Origin of the sequence: Agarivorans sp. 2_MG-2023 (genome assembly GCF_030548085.1) — a bacterium.
Classification (GTDB): domain Bacteria; phylum Pseudomonadota; class Gammaproteobacteria; order Enterobacterales; family Celerinatantimonadaceae; genus Agarivorans.
On the sequence record NZ_JAUORQ010000002.1, the window covers coordinates 418,789 to 432,527 of the forward strand.

Sequence of the window (13,739 nt, forward strand, 5' to 3'; positions counted from 1 at the left end):
TTAGCGTGGGGATGGCACTAAAAAATAGTTAATCCAACCATTAAATATTGTTCTTATCACTAACGTTAATTCACAAAAGCGTGACTAATGATTGATTTATTATTTACTGGTGAAACCGCCACTTTCATTTACCAAGCTGTTTCATGGATAAGCTAACATCCCTCAACTAAGTTCCCTTAAATAACTCAAGCAACATTACGGAAGTATGTGGTCGTAGTTGCTGAGCTTAATTTGCCACGCCAAGCGTGTTACTCGCTGACGAGGCAAAGCCCGGTTCACCAAGCATATTGGCGAATCAGCGTAAAAATACTAATAATGTTAAGGGAACAACATGACTAACAAACTAATACTCTCACTTTGTATACTTGGCAGTAGCCAAGCCTTTGCCCACGGCTTAATCGTAGATCCACCCTCGCGTAATGCCCTTTGTGGCTTAACCGAAAAACCCGATCAAGCCACTAGCCAACATTGTATCGACGCTTTTGCCAACGATGCGCAAGGTGGTTACAAATTCATGAGTGTACTGACTCATGCTGAAGGGCGTGCAGTGGTATCTCCTTTGCCAGCCAATGTATGTGGTTTTGACAGCGAAACCTGGGAAGGCGGCGCCACACCTTGGGACGCAGCCACGTCTTGGCCGGGCCAACCCGCTCAAGCTGGACCACTCGATATTACCTGGAACATTAGCTGGGGAAATCACTTCTCCGACACGCGAGAGTTTCACTATTGGATAACCAAACCAGGCTTTGTATTTGACCCAAGCAAAGCCCTAAGTTGGGATGACTTTGAAACAGAACCGTTTTGTGTATTGCCATACGACGATAACAACCCCAATGCTAACCCTGCGGTAGTATCAGACAAAGAAGCGGTTACCTTTACCACTACCTGTACCCTGCCAGAGCGCAGCGGTCATCAGGTAGTGTACGGTGAATGGGGGCGTAACTCTTGGACCTTTGAGCGTTTTCATGGCTGTATTGATTTAGCCTACGCCGAAGACACCTTAGGCAAACCAATTGCCGATTCGCAGACCTTAGCCACCAATCAAGACACTCCACTAAGCATTACCTTAAGCGGCAGTGATTCCAATGGCCAAATTGCCAGTTACCAAGTGCTTAGTCAGCCTGCAAACGGGACATTAAGTGGCACTGGTGCTGCACTTACTTATACCCCAGCCGCCGAATTTGTTGGTGACGACGACTTTAGCTTTAGCGTGACAGACAACGAAGATTTAGAGTCTGCCCCTGCGCAAATAAGCATTTCGGTAAAATCGACCGCCAATACCGCGCCTGTCGCAAGCTTTGAGGCAAGCAGCAAAGGTTTAGTCGCCAGCTTTGATGCAAGTGCCTCAAGCGATCCCGAAAACGATGCACTGACCTACCAATGGGACTTTGGCGATGGATACAAAGCGAGTGGCGCATTGGCAAGCCACACTTACGATGCAGCAGGCAGCTACTCGGTGTTGCTCAGCGTATCCGATGGATTGTTAGAAACCACCAGCAGCCAAGAACTGGTGCTTAGTGCATTGCCGCCTACCCAAGCGGGCTGTGAATATGTAGTGGTTGATCAGTGGGGCTCTGGATTTAACGCAGAGATCCGCTTAATCAATACTGGTGAGCAGGCGATTAACGGCTGGCAAGTTAGCTGGGCTTACGCCGACGGCAGCAGCGTGAATCAGCTATGGAATGGCGTACTCAGTGGAAATGGCCCTTATACGGTAAGCAATACCACGTGGAACGGCACCATTGAGCCGGGCCAAACCATCAGTGTGGGTTTCCAAGGAACCAGCAATGGGAACTTAGAGGTACCTATTGTTAGTGGTGATATTTGCCAATAGTCACTACTAATTAAGGTTTAATTATCATGTGAAAATAGCACCGCTAATGCGGTGCTATTTATTTACTTAACCCCGTTATCGGCGCTTAACCACCGCTCGCCTTGCTGCTATGCATACGCTAAGAAGCGCTCTGCGAACGATGATATTGGCCGCAATTTTCACCTCACCAAGTACCACTGAGTAACAATCGGAAAGTGTTCAACATTGCTGGTTAAACAAGCGTTAATTCAATACTTTTTATAAGCACTAAGCGGCCTTTGTAGCCCGTTAGCAAGATCTATGATTGGCCTTAAAAACGAAGTTTTTTATAATAAAACTGCTTATCGTGTTCGCCAATCTCTCGCAGCACTTTACAAGGATTCCCCACCGCTACCACGTTAGCCGGAATATCTTTGGTTACTACACTGCCAGCACCTATTACACTGTTTTCGCCAATGCTAATACCCGGCAATACCACAGTATTTGCGCCTATCCACACATTATTGGCAATATCGATAGCAATGTTAAATTGGGCCGCTTTACGCCTCGGTTCTGGGTCGATAGGGTGACCGGCGGTGGCCAAGGTAACATTGGGCCCTATCATCACCGAATCACCAATATAGATATGGGTATCGTCTACCAAGGTAAGATTAAAATTAGCATAAACATTTTTGCCTAAGTGGGTATGCTTGCCCCAGTTAGCCTGCAAAGGTGGCTCTATAAAACAGTTATCGCCCACTTCTGCAAAGATTTGCTCCAGTAAGTCTTCACGCAGTTTTATTTGCGATGGCCGACTGTGGTTATAGTCATAAATAACTTCTTGGCATTGAGTTTGTTCTGCAAAAATATCCTCATTAAAGTAATACACCTGCTGGCTGTGTTTTTGATCCTCACTATCCATGGCACCCTCTCATTCATGAGCAAAATCTAGTTGCATAATTTGGCACTGTAACAAGGCTTTATCGTGGATTCTTGGCCTAAGTTCATAGTTACTTAAAAGGGATTAACTAAACAGCGCTTTTATACTTAGGCAAGCTTTCAGCAAGTTCGGTGAGACTGGCCACAACTAACTTTGCTTGTATTTCCCAAGGGTCAAACACCGTTTGTTTTGAGCGCTGAATCCATGCAGCCTGCATACCCGCAGAAATAGCGCCGGTAACGTCAAAAGGATTGCTCGAAATCAGCCATGCCTTATCGGCAGTCGTATTAGCTTGCTGTAAAAAATACGCGTATACCGCGGGATTGGGTTTGAATGATTGAACGTCATCGGCGCTCACCACGCTTAGAAATAAGTGGTCTATTCCTGCTGTTTTTAATAACAACTCTACTGCCTCACGCTTGCCATTAGAAAAGGCAAACATTTTAAAACCAAGGCCCTGCAGTTCAGTCAAACCTTGCTTTACATCAGCATGTGCTGGCAACACCTTATAAACATCCAACAAGCTTTGCTTTTGCTCGGCAGTTAAGGCTATTTGAAAAGCTTGGCAACAGTAATCAAGGGCTTGTGCAGTGCATACCGCAAAACTTTGGTAATTTTGCATTAAGCCACGCCGAAACGAATATTCTAGCTGCTTGTCTCGCCACATTTGAGAAAACGCTGGAGCTTGCTCTCCCATCAACGCTTGTAATTGTTGCTCTACACCGCGGGTATCGATCAACGTACCGTATACGTCAAAGGCTAAAGTCATTGTCATTTTGATTGCCCTTTTATCTGGCTACTTATCAAGTAGCAATAAAACTGTAGCGCAAATAAGCGATACAGCACTTAAAAACAGCGTCCACTATAGCTAGACCTGAACGTTCGTTCAAGGTAAAATTGAACAATTGTTCAAAGTTTAACTAGGTGAAGCTAATGGCTAACTCCGCTAAATTTAATCGCCAAGACGTAGTACAAAAAGCCACAGAGTTGTATTGGGAAAAAGGCTTTCACGCTACATCTATGCGTAATCTACAAGAAGTCATAGATATGCGACCCGGCAGTATTTACGCCAGTTTTGGTAGCAAAGAAGGCTTGTTTAGTGAAGCCTTAGATAACTATGCCAACTCAAGCATAGAACAACTTTACGCCTGTAAGGCTGAGGCAGCTTCTCCTATTGCCGCTTTAAAGTTATTTTTAAAAAAAGCACTAATAGATAGCCGAGAAACAGCGCCTAGTGGTATGTGTATGCTGGTAAAAACCGTAGCAGAATTAACTGACGACAATGCCGAACTGCTCGAACAAACCAAAAAGCTGCTGGCGAAGGTAGAAGCTGAATTTACCAAAGTTCTTAATGAAGCCAAATTGGCTGGCGAGTTACAAAACGATAAAGACACTGCCCAATTAGCCCGTCACCTACAAGTGCAGATTATTGGCTTACGCACATACTCGCGCGCCCACGATGGTAATGCCCCCATCGAACAACTCATAGAAGAGTTGTTTGAACACAGCTCATTTACCGCAGCGTAAAAGTTTTTAGCCAGTCCCCCACTGAGAATATTTGTTTATTGTTGTACTAGGAACGTAAATGCAGGCCTTAAATCATTTTTCCCAAACTCGCTTAGCTTGGCTGAGTTTATTGCTATTTATGGTATTTTTTGAAGCATGCGCATTAGCGTTCCAGCATGTTATGGAGCTACCGCCCTGCGTCATGTGTATTTACGAGCGTGTAGCCATGTTGGGCATTGCTGGCGGCGCAATCATTGGTTTATTAAAACCCAACAATCTATTAGTGCGAATACTTGGCTTTGCCGCTTGGGGAGTGAGCGCAGCATGGGGTTTGCAACTGTCGATAACGCATACTGATTTACAAATGAATCCATCGCCCTTTGCCACGTGTGATTTGTTTGTTAGCTTCCCTGGCTGGGCGCCGCTAGACCAATGGCTCCCATGGATGTTTCAAGCCTATGGCTCTTGTGATGTGGTTGACTGGATATTTTTAAGCCTAAGCATGCCGCAGTGGTTGATCATTATTTTTGCGGCTAATCTTATCGCGTTGGTCGTCATGGTAATGGCTCAGTTTTTCACAAAACCGGCACTAGTTTAAGTTCTACACAACTACGGGAATGTGGCAGAGCAGAGATGCTCAGCTTAGCGTTAGACTATAGGCCCATTAAATAAAGTGGGTCGTTCACCATTTAATACGTGAAGGGCTAATCGCTAGCTGCTTAAGATATAGTTCAAACAGGCCCTCTTTTTTCATATCACTCAAAATAGTAGACAGCGGTATTACCAGACTTTGATGCTTTTTATGTAACCATAAATGGCTGCTAACTATTTCCATGGTTCCTGCTTTGTAAATGGGCGTTCCTTGGCTTATGTCTTGGAAGGTTTCTGATTTTAGAAAGTCAGTAACACTATCTTCTGGCTCAACAAAAACGTCGGTTCTCCCTTTTAACAACCTTTCAACTGCACGTTGAATAGAGTTAACCGCAGAGAGATGTTTTGAAGGAACTATTGCCACTAGTTTTTCTGTGCTTTTTTTAATACCACGCCGATACTCCACATTTAAGGTGGTATCTTTCTTGAGACTTTCCCACCCATCAAGCTTGATAGCAGGGTCTGCCGAGAATGCACTAAATACCGATAACACATGGTGCTCTTCTACTCGAATAAGATTGGGGTGCTTTGTGCCATAGTCGAAAACGCGGCTCAGCTCTCCGTCTACTTCACCTTTATCGGAATACAAACTGGCTCTTTTGGCAGGAAATATACGGTAGCGTAAAGTGATCCCCATACGGCTGAAAGCTTCAGTGTAAATGTTAATAAACCATTGTTGGACAGGCTTAACATATAACGGGTCGTTTTTGCTTTGTATCACCGCCAACACTAAAACGTCAGGTTTGCTCACTTCACTTTCAGCCTGTACCGAGCGAACAACGCTAAAGGTGAGCAACAACACAATCGAAATGACTAGGCTTGTTTTAAGCTTGGCTCTCATCCAACTCTCTTCTTCTGCAGATGGCGACTTCGACTTTTTAGAGCGTCGCTGGGTTCAAATTGATGTTCAAGACTTAGACCTAATATTTCATGTTAGCTTTGAATCAGGAAAAATCATTTGTGCAAAAGTACACCAACCGAACCACAATGAAAAAATTGAAAATAATAACTCTCACGTAAGCCTACAGTTTCTGCTCTTTTAACTGGAGACTTCAATCTAACCATAGTGCTAGCCACTCCTGTTGACCTAATACTCATATTCTGTGTGTTTTCGATTTGTGACTTCAGCAATGGGAATCTAGCTATTTTCAAGCAAGGCGAGTTAAGCGCGAACACAGACTCCGACTAAATAGCGACTTCGCTACAACACACTCAGCGTTCCCCTATTTGAAAGTGGCCTTTAAGTTACTTTAGCGATGACAGCTTAGCCTTAGACTTTCTAAATTGTGAGAGTAATTTCCCTATAAACGGGCTTAACATCAACAACACTGCGCCCGCTATCGCCAATTTGTTAGGCACTTCGTCAAACAAGTAATAGCCAAGTAAAATAGCGTACACCATTTTCACATACTCAATATTGGCGACCACGTTCGCTTCACCATGTTTGTATGCGGTTACGCCAAACCATTGAGCGACTGACGACAGCACACCAACGGCTAACAGCAAGCCGAGATCTGCCCAGCTGGGTGTTGTCCAATAAAACCAAGCACCAACGGCTGCTAATAGGCCCACAAAAATCGCCTGGTAAGCCAGTATGTTGGTGGTGGAATCTAGTCCCGATAACTTCTTCACACAAATCACTGCCACGGCAGCGCCTAATGCAGCTAACAAACCTAAACCAACATACAACATTGATGCCTCGGCAAAGCGCGGTTGAATCACCAATAACACACCAACAAACCCCAAACCAATCACCAGTAAGCGCTGTACGTTGACTTGTTCGGCTAATACATACTTGGAAATTAGCGCAACAAATAACACTTTAGTAAAACCCAGTGCCGTAGCATCAGCCAAAGGGATATTAGCCACTACGGTAAAACTTACACTTAGAGCAACAAAAGCGGCGCATATTCGTGCAAAGTGCCAAGTAATAAAGCGTGGTTTTAGTAGGCCCTGCCACCCCACATAAATAGCAGGGCTAAGCATAAGAACAAAGATAAGCTGCCTAAACAGTAAAATTTCAAATACATGTATCCGCTCGCTTAGCAGCCTTACTAATCCGCCTATTACCACAAATAAAGCAGTAGAAACTAGAGCTAAGGCAATGCCTTTATTTTGCACAGCAAACAAGCCAGCGGGCTGCTCTGTAGGATTATTTTGTAACATTAAGAATCACCTTGATTAGTCAGGCGGGGAGTGTAAAGGCTATACTTATAGACGGGTCAAGCCATTAACAACAATCTGAGAAATGCATGTTAAATATTACTGCTTTAGCCAAAAAATACGGTTTGTCTCGCACCACTCTTCTCTACTACGAACGCCAACATTTGCTTGAAGCGGCTTATCGATCTACCAACGGCTACCGTTGGTATGGCAACAAAGAGCAGCAGCGCTTAGAAAAGATTATTGCCTTACGCTCTTTTGGTATGTCGATTAAGCAAATCGGCCAACAACTTAAGCAAAGCGGCAAGCTAGTTGAACACCAAATTTTAGATGGCGTACTTAGCCAGCATTTTCAATCTTTAGAGCAACAAGTGCAAACCCTGCGCTCACAGCAAAAAGCCATATTATTGCTGCTAGATAAAGCCAACTCATTAGAGAACAACACAGTAAGCAAAGCCGATTGGGTTGCAGTAATGCAAGCTGCCGGATTAAGTGAACAAGACATGAATGACTGGCACAAACAGTTTGAAAGTATGCAGCCAAAGCAGCACCAGCGTTTTTTGGAGCTGCTAGGGATTGGCGCTAACGACATTGCAACAATCAGAAAGAAGTAAGCCTCTAATTACCCGCTTGCTACTCCAGTACAGGTAAAACGCAAAAACACCTTTCGTAAAAACTTCCTTTCACAAAAAACACCGCATAATGCGGCTAACGTCAGCGATTATTCAACTTCTCGTGGCTAAGCTGCGCAAACCCTCATAATTAGCAACAAGCCAAGTGAACAAAATTCAAGCATGTTAGCATTTTACTGGGATTTAGAAGATCCGTAGAGATCTCAGATAATACATAAGGAATGTAAAATGATAACAGCAAAACAGTCGATGACTTTGCCATGGCGTTCAGCCCTTGGCTTAGCCGCACTTTTAAGCATCTCAAGCGTACATGCAGACACCTGGCACTTTAGAGGTACACCCAATAACTGGGCCAGTACCGCAATGAGTGAAGTTAACACCCACCTTCACCAAAGTTGCCAAACATTTTCTGCCACTAATGCCCGTTTTAAAATTGACCATTATGGCGATTGGAATGACAGCTACCCTGCTGATGATTTTTTAATAAGCCAAGCGGGTAGTTATCAAATAAGCTTTAACAGCAGCGATAAAACCATCACCGTTGATTCGGTAAGCCAATGTGAAGACCCTGCAACAAGCACCAGTAATCAGCAAACTAATACAACAGATACTCGCTTCTATTTTGATGCCAGTGACTTTACCAGCACTCCCACTATTTGGGCTTGGATTTCTAATGGCAGTGCCATTTCTCAGTTAGAAGGATACAGCTGGAATAGCCAACAAAGCTTGTTGGTAGATAGTGACAGTGGTTATTACTATTGGCGCTTACCGAGTGCTTATCAAGCGGAGTTAGATGCCGGTTTAAAGCTCAACTTTATCATTGATAAGAATGATGAATTTAGCCGAAACAACAGCGGATGCTACAGCGAAAACCGTTGGTACCAAAGTTTAGCTACTTGCTTAGATAAACCCTTTCAACCTTATATAGGGCCTTACCTCACTTTGCTTCAGCCGCAATATTCGGGTGACTACAATACTGCTAGCATCTTAGACCCCAGCAGTAACATGGTGATTAACTACGAGTTAAGCAGCGCTGATAGTAACTTTAGTGCAGCGGTGTTTTACCGCCGAGCTGGCCAAACTAGCTGGATAGAACAAACAGAAGATGAGGTAGCCCCCCTTGGCGAAGGTTGGGGAAAAGTTCACCATATCACTCTCACTAACTTACAAGCCGATACCGAATATCAATACAAGGTAATTGGGCCAAACGGTAAGTTTTCTGCTGAATACGCATTTAAAACCGCTAGTACCAATATGGATTACAGCCGCTTTTTAGTCGTGGGTGACATGCAAGATGAACAAGGTGAGCAGCGCTGGCACGATATTGCCCAAGCCATTAGCAGTGAGCACATGGACGACTTTGACTTTATTATTACCGTAGGTGACATGGTAAAAGACGATGTTAGCCATAGCTCTGAACGCTTTTACTGGTGGAAAGTATTTTTTGATAAAGGCCAACAGTTATTTGCTTCTAAGCCCATCATGCCAGCAATGGGGAATCACGATACACCAGGTAATATCGGGGTCAGTGATTCAGAGCAATACTGGAGCAATGCCGAAGATACCCGTTCATTTAGAAAATACTTTTATCTGTCTCCAGATATGAGCTACCCAGACTATTACAGCTTTAGTTATGGTAACGCTTGTTTCATGAGCGTTAATTCAGAAATCCCGGTTTTTTATGGCCGTCATCCAGAACGAGATAACGGCAACAATGCGGCAACGCAAGCCAACTGGTTACAGCAAGAGGTAAACAAAGCACAGGCCTGCCCTTGGAGTTTTGCTTATTTTCATGTGCCACCTATTAACCCTGCAGGCGGCAAAAGTGAAGTAGCATTTGTCCGCCCATATACCGATTATTTTAATCACAAATTAGATTGGTCTATTACTGGCCACGTGCACGAATACCAGCGCCTAAAACCGGTACATGCAACCAGTAACACTTTAGATTTTAATAAATCGGGTTATGGCCGAACCGCTGATAAAGGTGTGGGGTATATGATTGCAGCTCCTGCTGGTCAATGGCCTCGGAATACTACCAGCAGCAACATGCACCAATTGGCGTTTTACCCGCATAACAGCAACGGTACCGCTTACGAAATTGGCTTTAGCATCATCAATGTTTCGGCCAATAATTTTGAGCTAAAAACCTATGGTATGGGTAGCGTGGGCGACAAAGTTCAGCCTTCTGGTTACCGCTCCGGCGACGACCGAAGCAAGCAACTCATGGATACTCTGAGTTATAGTAAACTGGCCTTAATTGCTAATGCAGGTCCAGATATTAATGTGAATCAAGGCAACACAGTGAGCTTTGATGGCAGCGATTCACAAGCCTTAAGTGGCTCTATTATTAGTTACCAGTGGTCAAACGGTTTAACCGGAGTGTCTGCCAGCAAGGTCTACTCAGAACTGGGCAGTTTTCCGGTAACGCTTACCGTTAAGGATAACCAAGGAAATAGCGCTACCGACAGCGTAGTGGTGACGGTGCTCGATCAATCAGCTAACTACCAAAAAGATTTTGAGAGCGTTGATTTTCGTGGAACTGCAAACAGTTGGGGAAAAACCGCGATGAACTTAATCGGCGACAATACCTGGCAACTAATAGTGAACGTTACCGATAGCCAGCCCAGTTTCAAATTTTACGCCAACGGAAAATGGTATGGCGATGACCAAGCTGATGGAGAAACCCACAGTAACGAGCGCGCCAATATTGCCCTTTCTCAAGGACCGGGTTTGTATCAAATTACCCTCACTGACCATACTCGACAATATCGAGTCACGAAGTTGTAAAACCCCCTTTACCAATAACCAAAAAGCCCAGAGCACAAAGCTCTGGGCTTAAAACTGTTAGCCGTTAACCATTTAGCACTTTTCTTATTTTAGTATTGCGCGCCAAAAACTTGAGTCCAATATTGGCCATAAGTACTGCTGCTGTTTTCGCTCATGCCTGCACCTAGCTCGGTGTAGTTAGCACTCATGATGTTTGAACAGTGACCGCTGCTTTTTAACCAGCTAGACATTGCGTCATCTAAAGTACGGTTACCTGCTGCAATGTTTTCGCCCACGTAAGACGAGTTGTAACCCTGCCCTCTGGCACGGCTAGAAGGGCTAGAGCCGTCTAATCCGGTATGTGAGAAAAAGTTATAGTTTGCCATGTTAGTTGAGTGCTCTTCGGCAGCCAACTGCAAACTTAAGTTAGAACTTAATGGCTCAACGGCTGGGTAATAAGTACCGCCACAGTTACGCCCTACACTTCGCGCTTCATTTACTGCTTCTAGCATTCTAGCTTGAATAGTATCTTCTACTGGATCACTTGGTTCTATTGGGTCAACGGGATCAACCGGGTCGGTTGGCTCAACAGGGTCCACAGGATCTGTTGGCAACACCGGGTCCTCAGGGTCAATGGGATCAACCGGATCGCTAGGGTCAACCGGATTGGTTGGCTCACTAGGATCTTGGCCGCCAGGATCAGTGGGTTCAACAGGATCAGCAGGTCCACTAAGGCCAAGTAATAACAATAAAAATTTAAAAAATGACATATATTTCCTTATATCGTCTGGGTAGTGAGGCTCCTAAACCAAGGGATCATTAACTACACATCAAGCTGATAACAGCTATACACTGTGCTACACGATCCCTCGGTAACCATAAGCGTTCACTAACTATTTGGTTTTACTCATAAAAGCTTGCAATAACGCTCTACTTTTACAAGGGATAAAAATATTACATAACTACAAATCAAAAAACATGATCTTGATTATGTTTATAATTAAATTATCAATAACACCTATAAGCCATTAATATTAAGAAGATTATCCTAAGATTCATTGTAGGGAGCGGATGTTAAACATGAAAAGCGCTACAATTTGCTTGGCAATGTGCTCACCAACAAATGATTAAGCCTCTCGGTACCTTTAAATACTGATTAGAGTTCTGAGCCTACTTTGGTCTACACACTCAATATGTATCAAACAGACTTTTATGAAGTGAAAGCCCAGCTAGCTAGGCTTTTAATCAGAGATTCATTGCTTATTACTTTTCTCAGCGTTGCGCTCCAAATACCTGAGTCCAATACCGGCCATAACTACTGCCGCTGTTTTCACTCATAGCTGCACCTAGCTCAGTGTAGTTAGCATTCATAATATTTTTGCAGTGGCCGGTGCTGCTTAACCAACCAGACATCGCGCTTTCTAAAGTGCGTTGCCCCGCAGCAATATTTTCGCCAACGTAAGACCAGCTATAGCCGTGCGCCGTAGCGCGAGTAGCTGAGCTAGATCCGTCTAATCCGGTATGAGAAAAGAAATCGTAATTGGCCATATTGTTTGAGTGCTCTTCAGCGGCCAGTTGCAAACTTAGGTTGGAACTTAGCGAGGCTACCGCAGGGTAATAGTCGCTACCACAGTTACGCCCTATACTTCGTGCTTGGTTTACGGCCTCTAACATACGAGCTTGAAGGGTATTGTCTGTTGGCTCTGTTGGTTCTGTTGGTTCTGTTGGCTCTGTTGGTTCTGTTGGCTCTGTTGGTTCTGTTGGCTCTGTTGGCTCTGCAGGTTCTTCTGGATTAACCGGATCGTTAGGTTGATTTGGTGTGGGTTCGCCAGAGTCAGATGAACCACCACAGCCACTAAGCCCTATTAACAACAATAATAATATAAAACGAGACATGCACATCCTTATCATGCGTAAAGCCAGTGAAAACAAGCCCTTTAGAGACATTAAGTACTCACTAACAATTAAATTAATAAGGCATAAAAACACATTGAGATGGCAAAATCCATGAATTTTTCATCAACAAAAAATATCAAACTACTCGCCCTGTAAGCTTAAATATACGCTTCTATATAACCTGCAGACCAACGCAGCAACAGCCATTTGAGTAAATATTCGAAGCGACTCAGTAACCGGCACGATGCTAAAAAGTAATCAAAAACTCTCCGCTACTACTTGTAAATAGATTAAATATCTACTGCGTATAAAGGGTGTGGGTGGGCTAATACAAAGTGCTGCCAAACATGCTGATACACCTCGCGTTGATTAGGGAACGGTACCATGGATTGAGCCTCTTCAATTCCCACCCAACGATAGTCGGTATGTTCGTGATTTAATACCACAGCTTGGTTTGGAGGACAGATCACCACAAACACCGGAATAACTTGCATTACATTGCTGTTGGCTTCAAAAAACTGCTCAAGAATCTGCCCGTTGTAAAGCTGTGTGACCTCTATCTGAGTTTCTTCTTTAAACTCGCGCACCATGGCTTGCCACGCCTTCTCGTCGCCCTCTATATGGCCGGCTACATGACACCAATAATTGCCCTTGCTGCGCTTCATCAACAGCATTTTGGTTTGGCCATTAAATTGCGATAAAGCCACTCCAGAAACAATCGACGTATCTAGCGGAATCATCTTTAACGTCTCCTTAAGTCTTAATGGTAATAACCTTAAACCATGGCTTGGCGAATCACTGTTTTCCAGTTTTCTGGTGCGGCGCGGCGAATGTCAGACAAGTAAATTTCATGATGTTTACCCCGCAGTTGACTGCCGCTATCGATAATAAATTGATGAACCCGCTCTACCGTTGCTCCCTCTTCAGAAAACGGCCCCACATGTAGAGTTTGTGCACATTTACCTTCAGTAAACTCAGCAAAGCGAACTAGATCTATAGCGGCCAAATTTTTCTTGGTGTTGACTTGTTTTATCGCCTCAGCTACCCGCTCCGTGGTCACCCACTCTGGCTGCATAATCATCATCGTCCAAATCCAATTAGCCTTGTTGTCGTTTACAAAGTCACTCATATCTTCCGCCCACCACAGGCCTTCCAGCGGCATTACTGCGTAATCAATTCCCACGCTCTTCTTAATCATAAACTTAAGGGTATAGGCGAGTGAAAACAGCGCCTCTACCGCTGCTTGGTAGCGTTCAGAGCCAGGCTCACCCTGCCCATCTACCATTAAAAAATTCATGGTCGGCACATCGACTAGCGCCACTTTTTTAGCTGAAGGGCGATAAAACTGCTTTAATTCTTTTTTAAAGTCTATTTTGCTCATGCTTGTACT

Annotated in this window: 14 protein-coding genes; 6 read left to right on the top strand and 8 right to left on the bottom strand. The window is 44.2% G+C overall.

Annotated elements, in window-relative coordinates:
- Positions 1 to 331: 331 nt before the first annotated feature.
- Positions 332 to 1,834 carry a lytic polysaccharide monooxygenase gene (locus tag Q4549_RS04565; RefSeq protein WP_303548988.1) on the top strand — a complete coding sequence of 501 codons (1,503 nt, stop codon included), beginning with the start codon at positions 332 to 334 and terminating at the stop codon, positions 1,832 to 1,834.
- A gap of 289 nt (positions 1,835 to 2,123) precedes the next feature.
- Here Q4549_RS04565 and Q4549_RS04570 read toward each other — a convergent pair whose 3' ends face one another.
- Together Q4549_RS04570 and Q4549_RS04575 are read right to left on the bottom strand one after the other, a co-directional pair.
- On the bottom strand, positions 2,124 to 2,714 hold the full coding sequence (locus tag Q4549_RS04570) for a sugar O-acetyltransferase (protein WP_303548985.1): 591 nt from the start codon (positions 2,712 to 2,714) through the stop codon (positions 2,124 to 2,126).
- A 106-nt stretch (positions 2,715 to 2,820) separates the two neighbouring features.
- Positions 2,821 to 3,507, bottom strand: a complete 687-nt coding sequence (locus tag Q4549_RS04575; protein ID WP_303548982.1) for a haloacid dehalogenase type II — start codon at positions 3,505 to 3,507, stop codon at positions 2,821 to 2,823.
- A 158-nt stretch (positions 3,508 to 3,665) separates the two neighbouring features.
- Between Q4549_RS04575 and Q4549_RS04580 the strand changes: the two genes are divergently transcribed.
- Positions 3,666 to 4,259: a TetR/AcrR family transcriptional regulator gene (locus Q4549_RS04580; RefSeq protein WP_303548975.1), complete on the top strand. Its 594-nt coding sequence runs from the start codon at positions 3,666 to 3,668 to the stop codon at positions 4,257 to 4,259.
- Between the two features lie 58 nt (positions 4,260 to 4,317).
- Entirely contained in the window at positions 4,318 to 4,836 is a 519-nt protein-coding gene (dsbB, locus tag Q4549_RS04585; RefSeq protein ID WP_303509387.1) for a disulfide bond formation protein DsbB, read from the top strand.
- Between the two features lie 84 nt (positions 4,837 to 4,920).
- Here dsbB and Q4549_RS04590 read toward each other — a convergent pair whose 3' ends face one another.
- A complete protein-coding gene (locus tag Q4549_RS04590) occupies positions 4,921 to 5,730 on the bottom strand; it encodes a hypothetical protein (RefSeq protein WP_303548972.1) in 810 nt (269 codons plus the stop codon).
- Between Q4549_RS04590 and Q4549_RS04595 the strand changes: the two genes are divergently transcribed.
- Positions 5,720 to 5,932 carry a hypothetical protein gene (locus Q4549_RS04595; protein ID WP_303548970.1) on the top strand — a complete coding sequence of 71 codons (213 nt, stop codon included), beginning with the start codon at positions 5,720 to 5,722 and terminating at the stop codon, positions 5,930 to 5,932. The two genes, Q4549_RS04590 and Q4549_RS04595, sit on opposite strands and share 11 nt — an antisense overlap.
- 202 nt (positions 5,933 to 6,134) lie before the next feature.
- Here Q4549_RS04595 and Q4549_RS04600 read toward each other — a convergent pair whose 3' ends face one another.
- Positions 6,135 to 7,055, bottom strand: coding sequence for a DMT family transporter (locus Q4549_RS04600; RefSeq protein ID WP_303548967.1), 921 nt, complete (start codon positions 7,053 to 7,055; stop codon positions 6,135 to 6,137).
- 86 nt (positions 7,056 to 7,141) lie between these two features.
- Between Q4549_RS04600 and Q4549_RS04605 the strand changes: the two genes are divergently transcribed.
- Positions 7,142 to 7,666 (top strand): MerR family transcriptional regulator, encoded by a 525-nt coding sequence (locus tag Q4549_RS04605; RefSeq protein WP_303548964.1) that lies wholly within the window; start codon positions 7,142 to 7,144, stop codon positions 7,664 to 7,666.
- Positions 7,667 to 7,912: 246 nt separating this feature from the next.
- Positions 7,913 to 10,474, top strand: a complete 2,562-nt coding sequence (locus Q4549_RS04610; protein ID WP_303548961.1) for a metallophosphoesterase — start codon at positions 7,913 to 7,915, stop codon at positions 10,472 to 10,474.
- Positions 10,475 to 10,563: 89 nt separating this feature from the next.
- On the opposite strand, the gene Q4549_RS04615 is transcribed toward Q4549_RS04610, so the two are convergent.
- The 4 genes from Q4549_RS04615 to Q4549_RS04630 form a co-directional block, all read right to left on the bottom strand.
- Positions 10,564 to 11,223 (bottom strand): CAP domain-containing protein, encoded by a 660-nt coding sequence (locus Q4549_RS04615; RefSeq protein WP_137672221.1) that lies wholly within the window; start codon positions 11,221 to 11,223, stop codon positions 10,564 to 10,566.
- Between the two features lie 502 nt (positions 11,224 to 11,725).
- Positions 11,726 to 12,349, bottom strand: coding sequence for a CAP domain-containing protein (locus Q4549_RS04620; protein ID WP_303548956.1), 624 nt, complete (start codon positions 12,347 to 12,349; stop codon positions 11,726 to 11,728).
- Between the two features lie 290 nt (positions 12,350 to 12,639).
- Positions 12,640 to 13,089: an NUDIX pyrophosphatase gene (locus tag Q4549_RS04625; RefSeq protein ID WP_303509369.1), complete on the bottom strand. Its 450-nt coding sequence runs from the start codon at positions 13,087 to 13,089 to the stop codon at positions 12,640 to 12,642.
- 35 nt (positions 13,090 to 13,124) lie between these two features.
- Complete coding sequence (locus tag Q4549_RS04630) at positions 13,125 to 13,730, bottom strand: GyrI-like domain-containing protein (RefSeq protein ID WP_303548953.1); 606 nt, start codon at positions 13,728 to 13,730, stop codon at positions 13,125 to 13,127.
- Positions 13,731 to 13,739: the final 9 nt, after the last annotated feature.

Coding starts and splice junctions, on each gene's coding strand:
- Q4549_RS04570 (WP_303548985.1), bottom strand. CDS start 2,714: ATGGATAGTGAGGATCAAAAACACAGCCAGCAGGTGTATTACTTTAAT.
- Q4549_RS04600 (WP_303548967.1), bottom strand. CDS start 7,055: ATGTTACAAAATAATCCTACAGAGCAGCCCGCTGGCTTGTTTGCTGTG.
- Q4549_RS04630 (WP_303548953.1), bottom strand. CDS start 13,730: ATGAGCAAAATAGACTTTAAAAAAGAATTAAAGCAGTTTTATCGCCCT.
- Q4549_RS04590 (WP_303548972.1), bottom strand. CDS start 5,730: ATGAGAGCCAAGCTTAAAACAAGCCTAGTCATTTCGATTGTGTTGTTG.
- Q4549_RS04580 (WP_303548975.1), top strand. CDS start 3,666: ATGGCTAACTCCGCTAAATTTAATCGCCAAGACGTAGTACAAAAAGCC.
- Q4549_RS04565 (WP_303548988.1), top strand. CDS start 332: ATGACTAACAAACTAATACTCTCACTTTGTATACTTGGCAGTAGCCAA.
- Q4549_RS04605 (WP_303548964.1), top strand. CDS start 7,142: ATGTTAAATATTACTGCTTTAGCCAAAAAATACGGTTTGTCTCGCACC.
- Q4549_RS04575 (WP_303548982.1), bottom strand. CDS start 3,507: ATGACAATGACTTTAGCCTTTGACGTATACGGTACGTTGATCGATACC.
- Q4549_RS04615 (WP_137672221.1), bottom strand. CDS start 11,223: ATGTCATTTTTTAAATTTTTATTGTTATTACTTGGCCTTAGTGGACCT.
- Q4549_RS04610 (WP_303548961.1), top strand. CDS start 7,913: ATGATAACAGCAAAACAGTCGATGACTTTGCCATGGCGTTCAGCCCTT.
- dsbB (WP_303509387.1), top strand. CDS start 4,318: ATGCAGGCCTTAAATCATTTTTCCCAAACTCGCTTAGCTTGGCTGAGT.
- Q4549_RS04625 (WP_303509369.1), bottom strand. CDS start 13,089: ATGATTCCGCTAGATACGTCGATTGTTTCTGGAGTGGCTTTATCGCAA.
- Q4549_RS04620 (WP_303548956.1), bottom strand. CDS start 12,349: ATGTCTCGTTTTATATTATTATTGTTGTTAATAGGGCTTAGTGGCTGT.